The organism is Labilibaculum manganireducens, from assembly GCF_963665805.2.
GTDB classification, from domain to species: Bacteria; Bacteroidota; Bacteroidia; order Bacteroidales; family Marinifilaceae; genus Labilibaculum; species Labilibaculum manganireducens.
Genome location: NZ_CAXXEE010000003.1, coordinates 443,834 through 460,478, shown reverse-complemented (window position 1 = coordinate 460,478; position 16,645 = coordinate 443,834). Strand labels below are relative to the sequence as shown.

Annotated in this window: 16 protein-coding genes; 10 read left to right on the top strand and 6 right to left on the bottom strand. The window is 36.6% G+C overall.

Annotated features, from left to right (window positions below; genetic code table 11):
• The first annotated feature begins 142 nt into the window (after window positions 1–142).
• The 7 genes from ACHZAX_RS01945 to ACHZAX_RS01915 all read left to right on the top strand — a co-directional run bounded on the left by ACHZAX_RS01945 (window position 143) and on the right by ACHZAX_RS01915 (window position 6,034).
• Window positions 143–1,276, top strand: coding sequence for a glycosyltransferase (locus tag ACHZAX_RS01945; protein WP_320017824.1), 1,134 nt, complete (start codon window positions 143–145; stop codon window positions 1,274–1,276).
• Window positions 1,267–1,881 carry an RNA polymerase sigma factor gene (locus ACHZAX_RS01940; RefSeq protein WP_101311120.1) on the top strand — a complete coding sequence of 205 codons (615 nt, stop codon included), beginning with the start codon at window positions 1,267–1,269 and terminating at the stop codon, window positions 1,879–1,881. Before ACHZAX_RS01945 ends, ACHZAX_RS01940 begins: the two co-directional genes overlap by 10 nt.
• A gap of 76 nt (window positions 1,882–1,957) precedes the next feature.
• The gene (rsmG, locus tag ACHZAX_RS01935; protein ID WP_320017823.1) at window positions 1,958–2,578 is read left to right on the top strand and encodes a 16S rRNA (guanine(527)-N(7))-methyltransferase RsmG; all 621 of its coding nucleotides are present in this window, start codon (window positions 1,958–1,960) and stop codon (window positions 2,576–2,578) included.
• A 103-nt stretch (window positions 2,579–2,681) separates the two neighbouring features.
• The gene (gene rpmH, locus ACHZAX_RS01930; RefSeq protein WP_096429514.1) at window positions 2,682–2,840 is read left to right on the top strand and encodes a 50S ribosomal protein L34; all 159 of its coding nucleotides are present in this window, start codon (window positions 2,682–2,684) and stop codon (window positions 2,838–2,840) included.
• A 288-nt stretch (window positions 2,841–3,128) separates the two neighbouring features.
• Complete coding sequence (locus ACHZAX_RS01925; protein ID WP_180327375.1) at window positions 3,129–3,956, top strand: PASTA domain-containing protein; 828 nt, start codon at window positions 3,129–3,131, stop codon at window positions 3,954–3,956.
• Between the two features lie 13 nt (window positions 3,957–3,969).
• Window positions 3,970–5,046 (top strand): RluA family pseudouridine synthase, encoded by a 1,077-nt coding sequence (locus ACHZAX_RS01920; protein ID WP_320017822.1) that lies wholly within the window; start codon window positions 3,970–3,972, stop codon window positions 5,044–5,046.
• A gap of 16 nt (window positions 5,047–5,062) precedes the next feature.
• Window positions 5,063–6,034, top strand: a complete 972-nt coding sequence (locus ACHZAX_RS01915; protein WP_320017821.1) for a D-alanine--D-alanine ligase — start codon at window positions 5,063–5,065, stop codon at window positions 6,032–6,034.
• Window positions 6,035–6,414: 380 nt separating this feature from the next.
• On the opposite strand, the gene gcvP is transcribed toward ACHZAX_RS01915, so the two are convergent.
• The 3 genes from gcvP to thpR form a co-directional block, all read right to left on the bottom strand.
• Window positions 6,415–9,306, bottom strand: coding sequence for an aminomethyl-transferring glycine dehydrogenase (gcvP, locus tag ACHZAX_RS01910; protein WP_320017820.1), 2,892 nt, complete (start codon window positions 9,304–9,306; stop codon window positions 6,415–6,417).
• Window positions 9,307–9,686: 380 nt separating this feature from the next.
• A complete protein-coding gene (locus tag ACHZAX_RS01905; RefSeq protein WP_320017819.1) occupies window positions 9,687–10,337 on the bottom strand; it encodes an MBL fold metallo-hydrolase in 651 nt (216 codons plus the stop codon).
• A 123-nt stretch (window positions 10,338–10,460) separates the two neighbouring features.
• A complete protein-coding gene (gene thpR / locus ACHZAX_RS01900) occupies window positions 10,461–11,033 on the bottom strand; it encodes an RNA 2',3'-cyclic phosphodiesterase (protein WP_320017818.1) in 573 nt (190 codons plus the stop codon).
• A gap of 121 nt (window positions 11,034–11,154) precedes the next feature.
• On the opposite strand from thpR, the gene elbB reads away from it, so the two are divergent.
• Together elbB and ACHZAX_RS01890 are read left to right on the top strand one after the other, a co-directional pair.
• Window positions 11,155–11,808, top strand: a complete 654-nt coding sequence (gene elbB / locus ACHZAX_RS01895; RefSeq protein WP_320017817.1) for an isoprenoid biosynthesis glyoxalase ElbB — start codon at window positions 11,155–11,157, stop codon at window positions 11,806–11,808.
• A 60-nt stretch (window positions 11,809–11,868) separates the two neighbouring features.
• Window positions 11,869–12,429: a hypothetical protein gene (locus ACHZAX_RS01890; protein ID WP_320017816.1), complete on the top strand. Its 561-nt coding sequence runs from the start codon at window positions 11,869–11,871 to the stop codon at window positions 12,427–12,429.
• Between the two features lie 6 nt (window positions 12,430–12,435).
• Here ACHZAX_RS01890 and ACHZAX_RS01885 read toward each other — a convergent pair whose 3' ends face one another.
• From ACHZAX_RS01885 to ACHZAX_RS01875, 3 genes are all read right to left on the bottom strand, one after another.
• Complete coding sequence (locus ACHZAX_RS01885; protein WP_101311130.1) at window positions 12,436–13,533, bottom strand: TIGR04133 family radical SAM/SPASM protein; 1,098 nt, start codon at window positions 13,531–13,533, stop codon at window positions 12,436–12,438.
• Complete coding sequence (locus tag ACHZAX_RS01880; RefSeq protein ID WP_320017815.1) at window positions 13,533–13,979, bottom strand: radical SAM-associated putative lipoprotein; 447 nt, start codon at window positions 13,977–13,979, stop codon at window positions 13,533–13,535. The genes ACHZAX_RS01885 and ACHZAX_RS01880 overlap by 1 nt, the downstream gene beginning before the upstream one ends.
• Window positions 13,980–14,215: 236 nt before the next feature.
• Complete coding sequence (locus tag ACHZAX_RS01875) at window positions 14,216–14,854, bottom strand: DUF4294 domain-containing protein (RefSeq protein WP_320017814.1); 639 nt, start codon at window positions 14,852–14,854, stop codon at window positions 14,216–14,218.
• A gap of 84 nt (window positions 14,855–14,938) precedes the next feature.
• Here ACHZAX_RS01875 and ggt point away from each other — a divergent pair, with 84 nt between their 5' ends.
• The gene (gene ggt, locus ACHZAX_RS01870; RefSeq protein ID WP_320017813.1) at window positions 14,939–16,627 is read left to right on the top strand and encodes a gamma-glutamyltransferase; all 1,689 of its coding nucleotides are present in this window, start codon (window positions 14,939–14,941) and stop codon (window positions 16,625–16,627) included.
• Window positions 16,628–16,645: the final 18 nt, after the last annotated feature.

The window sequence follows — 16,645 nt, the reverse complement described above, 5'->3', positions numbered from 1 at the left end:
CCGAAGGTAAACTGACAATCCCTAAAGCTAGAATATCAGACACATAGACAAGTCATCTTTGCTAACATAAATCAATCTGCATATCAAAATTTTTTTATCGATAAGAATCTCTTATTTTTGAGGCACATAAACATGCCTGAATTTGGAAACAATAATTACTCTGCCGACTTCTTTTAATCAATGGGCTATCCTCATTGTTCTCTTGGTTGCTTTTTGCATACAGATGTTATATCAACTTCGGTACATCCAATTATTCAAAAAAGAGAAAAAAACCAATCACAACATAAAAACAGAACCTGTTTCTATTGTTATATGCGTGAAAAATGAGGAATGTTATTTACAAGAAAATCTTTCACTATTCCTGGAACAGGAGTATCCCGACTTTGAGTTAATTTTGGTTAATGATGGTAGTGAAGATGAAACCGAGACGATAATTACAGAGTTTCAGAAAAGATACCCTCATCTTCGCTCTACAAAAATACCTTTGGATAATAAATTTCAACACAACAAAAAGCTGGCCTTAAGTATTGGGATTAAAGCAGCTAAGAATGAAAAAATAATTTTCACCAATATCCATAGTAAACCCTCAAGCTGCAAATGGCTGCAGGAATTCGTAGACTCATGGGACAAAGGAGTACACATAGGCTATGCTAATTTTGAGAACAAAAAAGGCTTTTTTTATAATTTTCTGAAATTCGATTTACTCTCAAAAAATATCAAAAGTGCTGGTTTTGCTTCTTCAGGAAACGCTCATTCCGGAAATGGTGATAATTTGGGATATAAAAAATCCGATTTCTTTGCAAACAAAGGTTTTGTGAAGCATTCCCACTTTGAGGCTGGATATGATCACCTAATGGTTTTTCAACTTGCTAAACTTTCCGGAGCATCTGTGTGTCTTCAGCCCGAGGCCAAAATTAACCTGTCTTCAATTTGTGCTTTTGACCAATGGATCAGAATCAACAGACATTATTACAAATGCAGAAAATACCTTCCCTTCAAAATTCGTTTACTTATTGACTTAGAACCAATAAGCAAAATGATCTTTTACAGTATCAGTATTTACGCGTTACTCTTCACACACTTATACTTTTTCACTGCAATTATATATTTAACAAGAATAATACTAATTGGGAGCTTATTTAAAATAAGTACCAGGCATTTGAAGGAAGAAAATTTATTTTTATCTTCGTACTTATATGAGATTTTTGTGTTATTTTCAAAAATATATTTTTTGTCTACAAATTTCATTCTCAGTAAAAGCAACCAATGGAAATAAATCCTAACCTCTCGGAAAAAGCTCAATACGACTACAGGCTTGTTTTATCTGCTATTAATGGTACTCAAAAAGCATATGAGGAGCTTTTCAAAAGATACAAAGACGCGATCTTCTTCATGTTGCTAAAAATGGTGAACAACAAAAATGATGCAGAAGATTTAACGTTTGAAGCATTTGGGAAAGCATTCAGAAACATCAAACAGTATTCTCCAAAATATGCATTTAGCACCTGGCTGTTCAAAATTGCTTCCAATAACTGTATTGATTTTCTCCGAAAAAAGAAAGGCAATACTATTTCTATTGATGGGAAAGATGACTCTGAAAACGAGAGAAGTATATCTTTGGAATCCAACACGCTAAACCCTGAACAAGAATTTATTAGGGATCAGAAAGCCCGAATAATGCGCAGTGAGGTAGGTCGTTTAAAAGAACGCTACCGAAGGCTAATAGAGTTGCGCTATTTTGAAGAATTTTCCTATGAGGAAATTGCAAAAGAATTAAATCTGCCTATTGGCACTGTAAAAGCACAATTATTTCGAGCACGGGAATTACTTTTTAACACTCTAAAAGATACTGAGATAAAGATTGATAAGAAAAAAGACTAAACAGCATCCTCACTTCTTTTTCATTCGCATCTTCAAAATTTAGCCTATATTTGCCAAGTTTAAATTTACATTTGGCATGGAAATCATCAAAAAATACTTTCCCAATTTAACTAAAGAACAGGAACAAAAATTCTTCAGATTAAAAGAATTATACACTTTTTGGAATGAGCAAATTAATGTTATTTCCAGAAAAGATATGGATTCACTCTATGAACATCACGTTTTACATTCTTTAGCAATAGCTAAGGTGATTCAGTTTACTCCCGGCACAAAGATAATGGATGTTGGAACGGGTGGTGGTTTTCCAGGAATTCCACTGGCTATTTTATTTCCAGAATGCAGTTTTTATTTAATCGACTCGATCGGGAAAAAAATAAAAGTTGTAACCGAAGTTGCGAATGCACTAAATCTGGAAAATGTAAAATCCGAACACATTCGCGTACAACAGGTTAAAGATAAATTTGACTTTATTGTAAGCAGAGCTGTTACGGCATTTCCAAAATTTGTAAACATGGTTCTTAAAAATAGTAAGGTGAAAGATCAAAATAGTTTACCCAATGGAATTATTTATTTAAAGGGTGGTGATTTTGATGATGAAATCTCCGAATATGGAAGCAGAATCAGTGTTTACGAATGCTCAAATTATTTCTCGGAGGAATTCTTTGAGACAAAAAAAATAGTACATCTTGATATTTAGTGAAAATAAAAGGGCTGATCTTTTTGTTAGATTAAAAAAAACCCTATTTTTGCAATCCGAAATCAACGCATATAATAACTTTATTCGATAAAAATTTTTCGCGATGAAAAGAACATTTCAACCTTCAAATAGAAAGAGAAGAAACAAGCACGGATTCAGAGAGAGAATGGCTTCAGCAAACGGCAGAGCTGTATTATCTCGTAGAAGAGCCAAAGGCAGAAAAAAACTATCTGTTTCTAGTGAACACAAACACAAGGCTTAATTTTTAAATTAAGTTGACGATATACAGAAAGTAAAGGATTCTATATTCTTTACTTTTTTGTATTTTATAGAATAGACAATATTCTATTATTGATGAAGATGGAGTTCCGAGGGAGCTCTTTTTTTATGGATTAATCTCAAATCAAATAATTAGTTCCGGTTTGCTCCATTTTTTTCTATAATCTAAAAAATCTCTGCTATTTTTGTAGAAAGCAAAAGAAAAGTAATTCAAGCAATATTTTCTTTTGCAGGTAGTTGTTTATAAAGAATTCTAAAGCCCCTAATGAGGATGAAATCAGTAAATTTCTTTACGAGTAAGCTATTTCTAATACAGATTGGAATCGCTTTATTAATTACAATAGTTCTAATTTGGATCACTCTAATTAGTTTAAGATGGTACACCCATCACGGAGAAGAACTTGAAGTTCCGGATTTATATGGTATGAGTATTGAAGAAGCCGGAAATAAACTGGAAACTGAGCAATTGGTTTTCTCTATCTACGATTCTATATACAATCCCAAATTTGCTCCGGGCACGGTTCTTGACCAAAGACCTTTAGCTGGTGCGGTTGTTAAAAGAAAGAGAAGTTTATTTTTAACCATTAATGCCAACAAACCTGAACAGGTTCGTTTCCCTAATTTGGTCGATAATTCATTCCGGCAAGCCTATGAATTATTAATAACCAATGGTTTTCAGATTGGAAAATTAGAATACGCCGAAAATCAATTTTTTAACCTTGTGCTATTTCCAAAATACAACGGTGATACAATATTTGCCGGCAGTATGGTTGATAAAGGCGCAAGCATAGACTTAGTTCTGGGAAAAGGGGATAACAATGGAACTATTGCTCCAAATTTAATTGGGAAAACAAAATCTCAGGCAAAAGAAAAAATCATTCTATCCAATATGAATTTGGGAAAAATACAATTCGATCAATCAATTACCAGCCATTTTGATTCTATTCAATCCAAAGTTTGGAAACAATATCCTTCTTTTGATAACGATCAAAGGATTCAACCTGGTTCTAAAATTGATATCTGGCTAACACGGGATTCGGTAAAACTACAACGCGCTGATTCTCTGCAGCAACTAAGTTTAAGCAACTTGCTTTACTAAAACAACTGAAAAAATGACTGAAAAAGAACCAATAGATAATTTCAATGTTGACGAAGATTTGGATGCAAACCAGGAACAATTCGAACATTTTCGTTTTGAAGCCGATCCTGGACAAAATCCTCTTAGAATCGACAAATTCTTAGTTGACCGAATGTTAAACTCATCGAGAAATAAAATTCAAGATGCTGCTGACAATGGAAACATTTTGGTAAACGGTGTACCTGTTAAGAGTAACTACAAGGTAAAACCAAAGGATGTAATCACCGTTGTGTTGAGTTATCCGCCAAGAGAAATTGAAATTATTCCTCAGGATATTCCTTTAAATATTGTTTATGAAGATGATGCTTTTTTAATCATTAATAAAGAGCCGGGAATGGTTGTACATCCTTCCTACGGGCACTATTCGGGAACATTGGTTAATGCTTTGGCTTTTCATTTGCAAAACCTCCCTTTATTTAATGCAAAAGATCCTCGTCCGGGGTTGGTGCATCGTATTGATAAAAACACATCCGGGATATTGGTAATTGCCAAAACCGAAGATGCTAAAACCAAACTGGGATTGCAGTTTTTTAATAAAACCAGTGACCGTAAATACAGAGCATTGGTTTGGGGAAATCTTGAAAACGACAAAGGAACAATAACCGGTCATGTTGGAAGAAATCTTAAAAACAGAAAAGTTATGGATGTTTTCCCTGATGGTGAACATGGAAAGCATGCTGTAACCCATTACAGAGTTTTGGAAAGACTTGGCTATGTAAATTTGGTAGAATGTGTTTTAGAAACCGGAAGAACTCATCAAATCCGTGCCCACTTCAAAAGTATTGGTCATCCCCTATTCAACGATGCTGAATACGGAGGAGATGATATCAGAAAAGGAACCACCTTTACCAAGTACAAACAATTTGTTCAGAACTGTTTTAAAATTTGTCCGCGCCAAGCCTTACATGCTAAAACATTAGGCTTCAATCATCCGGTAACCGGAGAATATATCTCATTTGATTCGGAGATACCTGATGACATGGCCACTTTAATCCAGAAATGGAGAGATTACACCTCTAACAGACCTATAGAGGAAGAAGAAGAGCAATAAAACTATAATATACCCAATGAAAAGAACAATCGCTGTAATTGCAGGTGGAGATTCTGCTGAATTTGAAATCTCCCTGCAAACTTCAAATCATATTTTCTCATGTCTGGATGCTGAGAAATACACTCCTTACTTAGTAATACTAAAAGGACCAGATTGGAATGTAAAAATCGACGATCGATATTATCCGATCGATAAAAATGATTTTAGTTTTAGCACTGAAGAAGGTAAGGTAAAGTTTGATTTCGCGTATATTGGAATTCATGGAACTCCCGGAGAAAATGGAATTTTGCAGGGATATTTAAAATTACTTGCTGTTCCCCATTCAACCTGCGATGTTTTTAGCAGTTCGCTTAGTTTTAATAAGCATGCTTGTAATTCCTACTTAAAATCGTTGGGCTTTAAGGTTGCCAAGTCGATTCTTCTTAAAATAGACCAAAACTATTCGACCCAAGCAATAAATGAAAATCTGGGCATGCCTTGTTTTGTGAAACCAAATGCAGATGGTTCTAGTTTTGGCATTTCGAAAGTTAAAAAAGTTGATGAACTGGATGAAGCCATTGCCAAAGCTTTTGGTGAAGGAAAAGAAGTTATCATCGAAGAATTTATAGACGGATTGGAATTCACCTGTGGTTTAGTGAAGACAAAAAAAGAATCCCTTGTATTTCCAGTAACAGAGGTATTGCCTAAAAAGGAATTCTTCGATTACGAAGCCAAATACGATCCCACAATGGCTGATGAAATTACACCAGCGAGAATTTCAGAAGAGCTAACTCTTCAAATACAGAATTTATCTTCGGAAATTTATGACGCTTTAAAATGTAAAGGGATTGTTCGGGTTGATTACATGCTTCGAAAAGATGAAATTTTCATTTTAGAAGCGAATACTATTCCTGGAATGACAGCAACTAGTTTTATACCCCAACAAGTTGCTGCTATGAATATAGATTTAAAAGATATTTTGAGTATGGTGATTGAAAATGAATTTTAAATTAATTTAAACATCTGAATTACTGACAATTACAATATTTAGTTAAATGAAGATAAAACTGTCTTTTTTTCATTTTTTTCCGTCTCAAGGAAAGACTTGCAGCAAAAGGGAAAGAGTCATTTTTATGAAAATCAATCAGACAAAATATAAACTCTAAGCTCTTACTAACCAAAACTTTTTCAGAACCCTAACGTAAACACACATAGATTTAATGAATTTATTCAATTCATTATTTTCATAGTTAAATTTTAGGGTTAGTAATAGAACAAAAAGGAGGCCGGGGCAGCCTCCTTTTTTGTGCCCTAAATTTCGCTCTTGTTTATAAAAAAAATCCGATGAAAATTAACTCACCGGATTTTAAAATATTTATCTGATATTACTTAGTCAACATCGATATGTTCTTCCATATAAGCTTCTAATGGTGCACATGTACACATCAGGTTTCTATCACCAAAAGCATCATCAACACGAGCAACCGAAGGCCAAAATTTATTATCAGCAACCCAACTTAACGGATAAGCTGCTTTTTGACGATTGTATGTATGATTCCACTCATCAGCAGTTAATACCCTATGTGTGTGAGGTGCATTTTTCAATACATTGTCAGAAACATCAGCAACACCATCTTCAATCTCTTTCATTTCTTCATTGATTTTCGCCAATGCCTCAATGAAACGATCCATCTCTTCCAATGGCTCACTTTCGGTTGGTTCAACCATTAATGTACCATGAACAGGGAAAGATAATGTTGGAGCGTGGAATCCATAATCCATTAATCGCTTAGCGATATCGGTATCGGTAATTCCAACTGATTTATTGAACTCGCGGCAGTCAAAAATCATCTCGTGCCCAACGCGCCCTTTTGCTCCTTTATATAAAATTTTGAAACCCAGCTTCTCGAAAGATGAAGCCAAATAATTAGCATTCAAAATTGCCGTTTTTGTAACTTGCTCCAAGCCATCAGCACCTAACATGGCAATGTAACCATAAGTAATTGGCAATACACTTGCCGACCCGAATGGTGCTGCTGCCACTGCAGTAATTGCATTTTCGCCGCCAGTTTTCACAAATTTGTGAGAAGGTAAGAATTGCACCAAATGTTCAGCTACTGCAATTGGACCAACACCAGGTCCGCCACCACCATGAGGAATTGCAAATGTTTTATGAAGATTCAAATGACAAACATCAGCACCAATTGTACCCGGATTTGTTAAACCAACCTGAGCATTCATATTCGCTCCATCCATGTAAACCTGTCCTCCGTTTTCATGAATCAGATTCATCATTGCCTTAATACCTGTTTCGAACACACCATGTGTAGATGGATAGGTGATCATGTATGCACACAAATCATCTTTGTGTTTTTCTGCTTTGGCTTTTAAGTCCTCAAATTCTACGTTTCCGTTTTCATCGCAGTTGACAATCACAACTTTCATTCCAGCCATTGTAACCGAGGCAGGATTTGTTCCGTGTGCTGATGATGGAATTAAAACCACATTTCTATGGCCTTCACCTCTTGAGATATGATATTCGCGAATCACCATTAATCCGGTATACTCACCGGCAGCACCTGAATTTGGTTGTAAAGTACAACCTGCAAATCCGGTAATAACCGAAAGCCATTTTTCAAGATCTTCAATAATTTCCTTGTAACCAAGAGCCTGATCAACAGGAACGAATGGATGAATTCCACCAATCTCCGGCCAGCTGATTGGCAGCATTTCCACTGCGGCATTCAGCTTCATTGTACACGATCCCAAAGAAATCATAGATGTATTCAATCCAATATCTTTCTTTTCCAAGCTTTTAATGTAACGCATCAAAGCCGTTTCGGAACGGTAACGTTTAAATACATCCAGAGTTAAAAATTCACTTGTTCTAGCATATTTTGAATCGAATGAAATTTTATCTTCAATACCCTCCACAACAACTTCATTTTTACCTGCTGCTTTTGAGAAAATGGTAAGAACAGCACTTAATTCCTCTGCACTAATTTTCTCGTCAATTGAAATACCAATTGTAGTATCGTTAATGTAATAGAAATTGAATTCAGCCTGCAATGCAGCTTTGCGAATTTCCTCAACAGAAACCCCGGCAGGAACTACAACCTGCAAAGTATCAAAGAAGTTTTCAACAGTTTGTTGATACCCCAAGGATTTTAATCCATCAGATAAGATACCTGCAGCTGAATGAATGTGCATTGCAATTCTCTTCAAACCTTCCTGACCGTGATAAACACCATAGAAACCAGCCATTGTAGCTAACAAGGCTTGCGCTGTACAGATATTAGAGGTTGCTTTTTCACGTTTAATATGCTGTTCGCGGGTTTGCAAAGCCAAACGCAAAGCATTGTTTCCCTGAGCATCTTTGGTTACACCAATAATACGTCCGGGAATGCTTCTTTTGTAAGCTTCGCGACAAGCCATATATGCTGCATGAGGTCCGCCATATCCCATTGGAACACCAAAACGCTGAGATGTACCGACAACAATATCAGCACCCCACTCACCTGGAGGTGTTAGCAACACCAAACTCATTAAATCAGCAGATACAGCAACCAATGCTTCAGCCTGATGAGCACGTTCAACAAAAGCTGCATAATCTTGAATACTACCGTTTGAAGCCGGATATTGAACGATAGCTCCAAAAACCTGATCAGTAAATTCAAATGTATTGAAATCACCAACAACCAGCTCAATTCCCAGAGGAGTTGCACGAGTAGTTAAAACGTCAAGAGTATGAGCAAAAACATTCTTATCAACAAAAAACTGATTTGCATCAGCCTTTTTCTTGGCGCGGGAACGCAGAGCCTGCATCATATACATTGACTCTCCTACGGCAGTTGCTTCATCTAAAAGAGAGCTATTAGCAAGTTCCATTTTGGTTAAATCCAAAATCATAGTCTGGAAGTTCAATAAAGCTTCCAATCTACCCTGCGATACTTCTGCCTGATAGGGTGTATAAGGGGTATACCATCCTGGATTTTCCAATACATTTCGCTGAATAGCAGCCGGAGTAATGGTATCGTAATACCCTTGTCCTATGAATGTTCGGAATACTTTGTTTTTAGCAGCAATTCCTTTAATCTTCGAAAAATATTCGTATTCTGATAATGCTTTTGGAAGGTCTAATGCTTTTTCCAAACGAATATCTGAAGGGATTGTTTCATCAATCAGGGCTTCCAGAGAAGGAGCACCAACAGTTTCCAACATTGTTTTAATATCGCCGTTACGAGGTCCAATGTGACGGGAAACAAACTTTTCAGTTGCCATATTGTTGTTTAAATTAGGTGTTGTTTATAAAATATTTGTGTTCGTAAAAGTAGTAAAAGATTTAAATTTACGAGGAGGTTGAACCCTGAATTTAATCACTGTTATCCAATATCCTCATACCCAACAACAATCCCTCTTAATAAACTGTTTTATAGAGTGATACAAATATGATTTTTATCACATTTACAGCTTTCTTTTAAGTGAGTTTGGGATACAAAGAGAGGGTGTCCAAAAAGAAATATTTTGTATTGAATTGTCATGTTGAGCAAAGTCGAAACATCTGTTTTTCAAAATGAAAGATTCTTCGTCCCGATTCATCGGGATCAGAATGACAAATAGAACAATACTTTTTGGACACCCTCTGGAATATTTTAATTGATTTAACTCAATCCTTTTAAAAACAAATTCTTAGATCTTTCATGTCCGATAGAAGTTGCCGGCCCATGCCCTGGGTAAACACAAACTTCATCGTCAAGAACCAAAAGTTTGGTTTTGATTCCTTCAATTAATTGCTCGTAATTTCCGTAAGGTAAATCGGTTCGCCCAATACTTTCGCGGAATAAAACATCACCTGCAATTAAAAATTTTTGTTCCTCATTATAAAACACCACATGACCGGGTGAATGTCCGGGAACATGAATAACTTTCAACTCCGAATTTCCAAATTTAATAATGTCACCTTCCTTAATCAGTTTCCCAATAGGAGGTGGCTCCACTACATTTTCCAATCCTAATCGAACCCCGTAATTAGGAGCTTCAGCCAACAAAAATTCATCATCTTTATGAGCTTCAGTAAGCAGACCAAACTGATCTTTCATAAATTGATTGCCCAAAACATGATCGATATGCAAATGTGTATTCAACTGCTTTACCAGTTTCAGCCCTTTCTTTTCAACCAAATCAATCAGCTTTCTGCCTTCGTCTTTAAAGAAAACACCACAGTCAATCAAGACTGCCTCCCCTGTTTCATCATGTAATATGTATGTGTTTTCCTGCCAGTGATTAAACACCAATGTTTCTATCGTAATCATATTCGAATATTTTTAAGTAGCCCAAATTTACATTTAATCATTAATTTAAAAAATCCTGATGAGAGGAAAATTTAAAAGCCGTTTATAATTATTTATTTCAACACTTTACAAATGAAAAACAACTCACACATTCTGATTTTTCAAGCTAAAAGTTTCCAAAACATGATAAACGGATCCATCTTTCGTAAGTAAACTTTCCATGAGTACAAACTTATCGATAAGAAGCTCACTATCTTCCCATTCTTTCCATTTCAGCAGGCATTTCTTTACCTTTTCAGGATTCTTAACTCCTCCTTTAATCCTGCCAATAGTAAGGTGAGGTGTATATTTATAATCCTCAGACACTTTACTTTCAAGGTGAATTCGAATTTTCTCCTGCAGTTTATATAAGCCTGAAGTTGAATTAATGCCAGCCCACAAAATTCTTGGGTGCTCGATTGAAGGAAAAGCGCCGAGCGATTTTAAATTCAACCGAAAAACATCAAAATCAGCTCCAATCGTCTTCAATTTATCCATAATCGCAGCCATTTCCTCCATACCTGTCTCTCCCATAAAAAGAAGCGTAATATGAAATCCGTTTTTATTCACCCATTTTATTCTTTCTTCATCTAAATCAAATCCAACTTGACGAAAAAGCTCATTAATTTGATGTGTATTATCTATCTTTATTGCAACAAATATACGTTTCGTCTTCATTCTTATAATTTGTATTTATAAAAATGGAATTAGTTCAGGCTAATTCCACAATGAAATATAAAGAACAGATATTCGTTTATTTAAAACAAACATCATAAACCGTAAAATAAAGTATCTAAAAATGAATTCAAAGAAAAAATTTGCAGTTGTTCTAGCAGGATCAGGTGTCTATGATGGTTCTGAAATTCATGAAGCAACCTTAGCCTTATATTCCATTTCAAAAAACGGAGGAAGCTATCAGGTTTTTGCTCCAAACATCAATCAATACCATGTAATTAACCATATTACAGGAGAAGAAATGCCCGAAACAAGAAATGTATTGGTCGAGGCTGCCCGGATTGCACGAGGAAATATCAAAGATTTAAAGGAGTTCTCGGCCGATGAGTTTGATGCCATTCTTTTCCCCGGAGGATTTGGTGTTGCAAAAAATCTATGCACATTTGCTTTTGAAGGTGCCGGCTGTCAGGTAAATCCAGATGCTGAAGCCGCCTTAAAAGCGATGCACAAAGCAAAAAAACCAATCGGTGCCTTATGCATCGCTCCTGCCCTTATTGCAAAAGTTCTGGGAGATGTTGAAGTTACCATCGGACAAGATGAAGAAACTGCTGAAGCAATTTCTAAAATGGGAGCAACTCATGTTACAACAACTCACGGTGAAATTGTATTTGATAAAGAGAATAAAATTGTGACAACTCCTTGCTATATGCTTGATGCAACAATTGCTCAAATTGGTGATGGAGCAGACAATGTAGTGAAAACAATTATGGCATTATAAATAAACCATTAGCTGTTGGCTTTTGGTTGCTTGCCATAAGCCAACATCATAATTCCTTCTATGAAAAACCGAAACGCCAAAGATGCTGCCGAAAATCACATCTATCCTTTCATCCTTTCCAATTTATTCCTTTTTGCCGCTGTTTTCTTCTCCCTTAATTCTGCGTATGAGGCGGCAATTCTTCTGTATAGCATGGCTCTGAATCTATTTGTCAACTGGCTGATTTTTTATTCCTCGCAAAAAAAGAAATTGATTCATTTTTCCGAATACTACAACAACATAATTATAGGAATATTTTGCATTGCCTCCTTTTTACCGGTTTTTTTCCTGATACTGCCTGTACTTCTTTTTCCTGAAACCTCAGGCTTTATTCTACTAATATCAAGCCTGTTAATTTCTTTTCTACTCAAAGCAATCATCATTAAAAAATATAAATGGGAAAGAAAGGCTGAACAATGCATGAACCTGTACAGAATGAATATCGAGGAAAAAAAAGAACAAGCCTTTGACGATTTAAAGAAGTTTATTGAGGAATCGGGGCACAATAAGTTTGCTGATTACTTAGAGAAAAACCAGATGTTTGATCGCAGAATGGAGGAATATTTAAGCACTAAACGTTAGGGAAATCTATACTTTACAGGCTTCTTCACCTTCTTTTATTCTATTTAAATGACAGAATAACAATTTCCCGGTTTTTTCATCACGCAGGTGCATACCGTTCCCTTCGCAATATTTAAACGAACTGCAATCGGAGCATTCACCTGTCTTCATCCAACTTCTATCTCTATAAATGGAATATTGATTCTCCCAGGTTGTCTTAAAACTATTGTGATAGATATTTCCCTGCGAAAAGTTATCCCGAAGATTTGGACATGCCGAGATGGAACCGTCTATCAGAACAGAGGCTACATTAATACCCGCCCGGCAAAAAAACAGATTATCACGCACCTCACCTTCGTAATTTCCTAAAAAACCTTCGCAACCGTAGTTCAATTTGATGTCGCCTTTTTTTCTTTCCCTGGCAATAAAATCGAACAAAGATTTAAATTGTACCGGATTCAATTGCAATTCGTTATGCTCCTTTGCCCTTCCTATCGGAAAAACCGTGAATAGCCGCCACTCTTTAACCCCTTTGGATAAAAGCAGCGCCTTGATCTGGCCTAACTCATTAAAATTCTTTTGATTCACACATGTAACCACATCAAATTTAAGATCTTCCGTTTCGGACAAAAGCCCAATGGCATTTACTGCATTTTCAAAACTTTTTGGATTCCCTCTCAACCAATTGTGCGAATTCTCCAATCCATCCAAACTAATGGTAACGGCACGCAAACCAGCTTGCAAAAGAGATTGCAATCTTTTGAAAGTAAGATGAAATCCATTGGAAACCATTCCCCACGGAAATCCCCTCTCATACAATTGTTTTCCACAAATTTCCAAATCAGTTCGCACCAATGGTTCTCCTCCTGTTAAAACAATCATGGTTTTATTTGGCTCTACAATACCGGATACATCATCAATAGCACCAATAAAATCGGAAATGGGCATGTCCTTTACCAAGGCTTCTTTTTTACAATCACTGCCACAATGCAAACAATTCAAATTGCAGCGCAAAGTGCATTCCCAAAATATATAATTGAGCTGATGCAGCTTTTTTGCATTGTCCCGGTATTTTCTAAAAAGTTCAAGAGCTATTTTTTTACGCAACGAGAGTTTCGAATTCATTATTTGTCCTCTGATAGTTCAACATTCACTTCCTTTGCTGTTTCGCCACGATCCCACGACCCTGTACTATTTTCAAACTGAGGATCCTTAAACTCTACAATACTGTCTTTTAAAAGGTAACTGCCATTATCACTGCCATCAATATCTTCGTACCTAACTGTAAAATTTTGATCCTGAGGAAATTCAACAACCTGCAAAGCATACTTTCCCTTTTCATCGGTGTAAGTTGAATCGTATTGCATTTTCACTTTAATATTCGGTATCGCCACCTTATTCTCAGAAGTTACTGCACCGTAAATTTTGAAGGTTGCATGAGGTGTTCCATACTCAACAGCACCATTTCCACCACCATCGCATCCGGTAAAGGAAATTGTACCACCTATGCCCATAATAGATAAAAGAACGGCAATTAATTTATTGCACTTCTTCAATACTTTTTGTTTCATATGATTAAGTTTTAACTATCTGATGCAGAAACATACTAAAGGTTGCTTCTAATAAACAAAAACATGATTATCAATTTATAAGAAATAAACACGTTAATCAACACAAAAACACCCATTTTATTGACCCTTCTGTTCTGCGGACCGTCCTTCGCATAAAACAGGCCTTCCTTCGCGCCTGTGACCCTCCCTTCGCAAAAGTAAGCGCTCTTCCCGGGGCTTTCAGAAGGTTTTCAATTTTAATTGATCCTCCTTAAAGGCAATTTTCCCGGAGGCAGCAGTTCGCCTCGTTTCATTCTGTCGAGTATTTCTTCAATCATCCAATCGTTGCCCAAAGGATCATATTCTGCTTTTAGCGATGAACCAAACATCACAGCCACCGATTGCCAAAATATTGCTGTAAACGATCCTTTCAACTCTTTTAAATGATTGTAGCCGGTGTTTCCGGTTTCCCGATCAATTAACTTCATCAACAATTTGCCTTGCGAAATTCTGAGTTTCATCAGAGGTTTTTTGTAATCTTTCATCAAGCCATTGTATTCTTTTCGGATGAGTTTACGGCGTTCTTTTTTGCTTTCAATTCCTTCTAAATCTTTGGTAAGCTTCCCGATGGTTTCATTGGCGGCCTCGGCATATGGATAAACGATACGAATATTTCGAACCATCCGCCAGTACTGCCGGGTATTTTGATAGTGCTTTCTTCTCTTTTTTTTGTAGCGTAAAATTTTAACCTCATCGAGATTTACATGCAAATTGGTATCGAGGAAAACGACAGTGTCTTGTTGTGTAACTAAACGAATATCGCACAACTCCTTTGCCGATGCCGAACCAGCAAAAGCAAATAAAATAATCAAGCCTGTTGTAAACCATCTGACCATAACGAAAATTCTTAATCAAAGATAATCTTTCCTATCTTTAAGTGTATTCTCAAGCAATAACTAATCCATAAAAATCCCTGTAAAATGAAAAAATCTTTTCTCCTCTGCTTGCTATCACTCTTCGCATTGGCAGTATTTTCTCAAGACCGGGTTACCGGACTTAATTTTGCAACAAGATCTGAAGTTATCGCACAAAACGGGATGGCTTGCACCAGTCAACCACTAGCCACTCAAGTTGCACTAGACATATTAAAAGCCGGAGGAAATGCAATTGATGCCGCAATTGCAGCCAATGCCATACTGGGTTTAATGGAACCTACAGGAAACGGAATTGGAGGCGATATTTTCATCATTTTGTGGGATGCAAAAACAAAAAAACTGTATGGTTTAAATGGAAGTGGACGTTCCCCAAAATCGCTAAGTCTTGAATATTTCAAGAAAAACAATTACACTTCTATTCCATCATTTGGAGCCTTGCCCGTTTCTGTTCCCGGTTGTGTCGATGGATGGTTTACCGTGCATGACAGGTTTGGGAAAATGGATATGGAACAAATTCTAAATCCAGCAATTCAATATGCCAGAAATGGCTTTCCGGTAAGCGAACTTATTGCTTACTATATGAATGCCAGTGCCAATCGATTAATGAAATACAAAGGATTTTCGGAAACATACATGCCAAATGGAAAAATGCCTAAAAAGGGTGACATCTTCAAGAACCCATATTTAGCAAATACATTGGAAAAAATAGCAAAAAACGGCCGCGATGCATTCTACAAAGGTGATATTGCCAAAACCATTGCAAAATATATGAAAGAGCAAGGTGGCTTTCTTTCTTACGATGATTTGGCCTCGCACAAATCGGAATGGGTTGATCCGGTATCTATAAATTACCGGGGCTATGATATTTGGGAACTACCACCCAACGGACAAGGCACCGCAGCTCTTCAAATGCTAAATATTCTTGAAGAGTACGACATCGCACAAATGGGATTTGGAAGCAGTGATTACCTGCATACTTTTATTGAAGCTAAAAAACTGGCCTTTGAGGATAGAGCAAAGTACTACTGCGACCCTGACTTTTCGAAAATTCCACTAAAAAAATTGATTTCGAAAGAATATGCACTTGAAAGAAAAGCTTTAATTGATCCCAACAAATCAGCCAAAAGCTATCCTGCCGGTGAACTGGAGCAGGGCAATACCATTTACCTGACTGTGGCTGATAAAGAGGGAAATATGGTATCCTTAATACAAAGCAACTACCGGGGCATGGGATCAGGAATGACTCCTGATAGTTTGGGATTTGTGTTACAGGATCGAGGAGAATTATTCAGTCTGGAAGAAGGACATGCCAATGTGTTCGAACCCGGGAAACGTCCGTTTCATACAATTATCCCAGCTTTCATTACCAAAAATGGCAAACCATACGTCAGTTTTGGTTTAATGGGCGGTGCCATGCAACCACAAGGTCATGCACAGATTGTTGCCAATTTAGTTGATTTTAAAATGAATCTGCAGGAAGCCGGTGACGCAGCAAGAATTCGTCATGATGGTTCGTCACAGCCAACCGGAGAGAAAATGACAGATGGCGGATGGGTAAATTTAGAATCGGAAATTCCTTACCAAACTATTCGTGAGTTGATGGAAAAAGGCCACAAAATAAAATATGACATGGGCGGATATGGCGGCTATCAGGCTATTCTATATGATGAAGAAAGAGATGTGTATTTTGGAGCCTCGGAATCGAGAAAAGATGGGCAGGCTGCTGGATATTAATTGGGAATAAACTTAATT

Bases quoted from the DNA above. Each gene is read 5' to 3' on its own strand.
- ACHZAX_RS01940 (WP_101311120.1), top strand. From the start codon at position 1,267: ATGGAAATAAATCCTAACCTCTCGGAAAAAGCTCAATACGACTACAGG.
- rsmG (WP_320017823.1), top strand. From the start codon at position 1,958: ATGGAAATCATCAAAAAATACTTTCCCAATTTAACTAAAGAACAGGAA.
- rpmH (WP_096429514.1), top strand. From the start codon at position 2,682: ATGAAAAGAACATTTCAACCTTCAAATAGAAAGAGAAGAAACAAGCAC.
- ACHZAX_RS01925 (WP_180327375.1), top strand. From the start codon at position 3,129: ATGAAATCAGTAAATTTCTTTACGAGTAAGCTATTTCTAATACAGATT.
- ACHZAX_RS01920 (WP_320017822.1), top strand. From the start codon at position 3,970: ATGACTGAAAAAGAACCAATAGATAATTTCAATGTTGACGAAGATTTG.
- ACHZAX_RS01915 (WP_320017821.1), top strand. From the start codon at position 5,063: ATGAAAAGAACAATCGCTGTAATTGCAGGTGGAGATTCTGCTGAATTT.
- gcvP (WP_320017820.1), bottom strand. From the start codon at position 9,306: ATGGCAACTGAAAAGTTTGTTTCCCGTCACATTGGACCTCGTAACGGC.
- ACHZAX_RS01905 (WP_320017819.1), bottom strand. From the start codon at position 10,337: ATGATTACGATAGAAACATTGGTGTTTAATCACTGGCAGGAAAACACA.
- thpR (WP_320017818.1), bottom strand. From the start codon at position 11,033: ATGAAGACGAAACGTATATTTGTTGCAATAAAGATAGATAATACACAT.
- elbB (WP_320017817.1), top strand. From the start codon at position 11,155: ATGAATTCAAAGAAAAAATTTGCAGTTGTTCTAGCAGGATCAGGTGTC.
- ACHZAX_RS01890 (WP_320017816.1), top strand. From the start codon at position 11,869: ATGAAAAACCGAAACGCCAAAGATGCTGCCGAAAATCACATCTATCCT.
- ACHZAX_RS01885 (WP_101311130.1), bottom strand. From the start codon at position 13,533: ATGAATTCGAAACTCTCGTTGCGTAAAAAAATAGCTCTTGAACTTTTT.
- ACHZAX_RS01880 (WP_320017815.1), bottom strand. From the start codon at position 13,979: ATGAAACAAAAAGTATTGAAGAAGTGCAATAAATTAATTGCCGTTCTT.
- ACHZAX_RS01875 (WP_320017814.1), bottom strand. From the start codon at position 14,854: ATGGTCAGATGGTTTACAACAGGCTTGATTATTTTATTTGCTTTTGCT.
- ggt (WP_320017813.1), top strand. From the start codon at position 14,939: ATGAAAAAATCTTTTCTCCTCTGCTTGCTATCACTCTTCGCATTGGCA.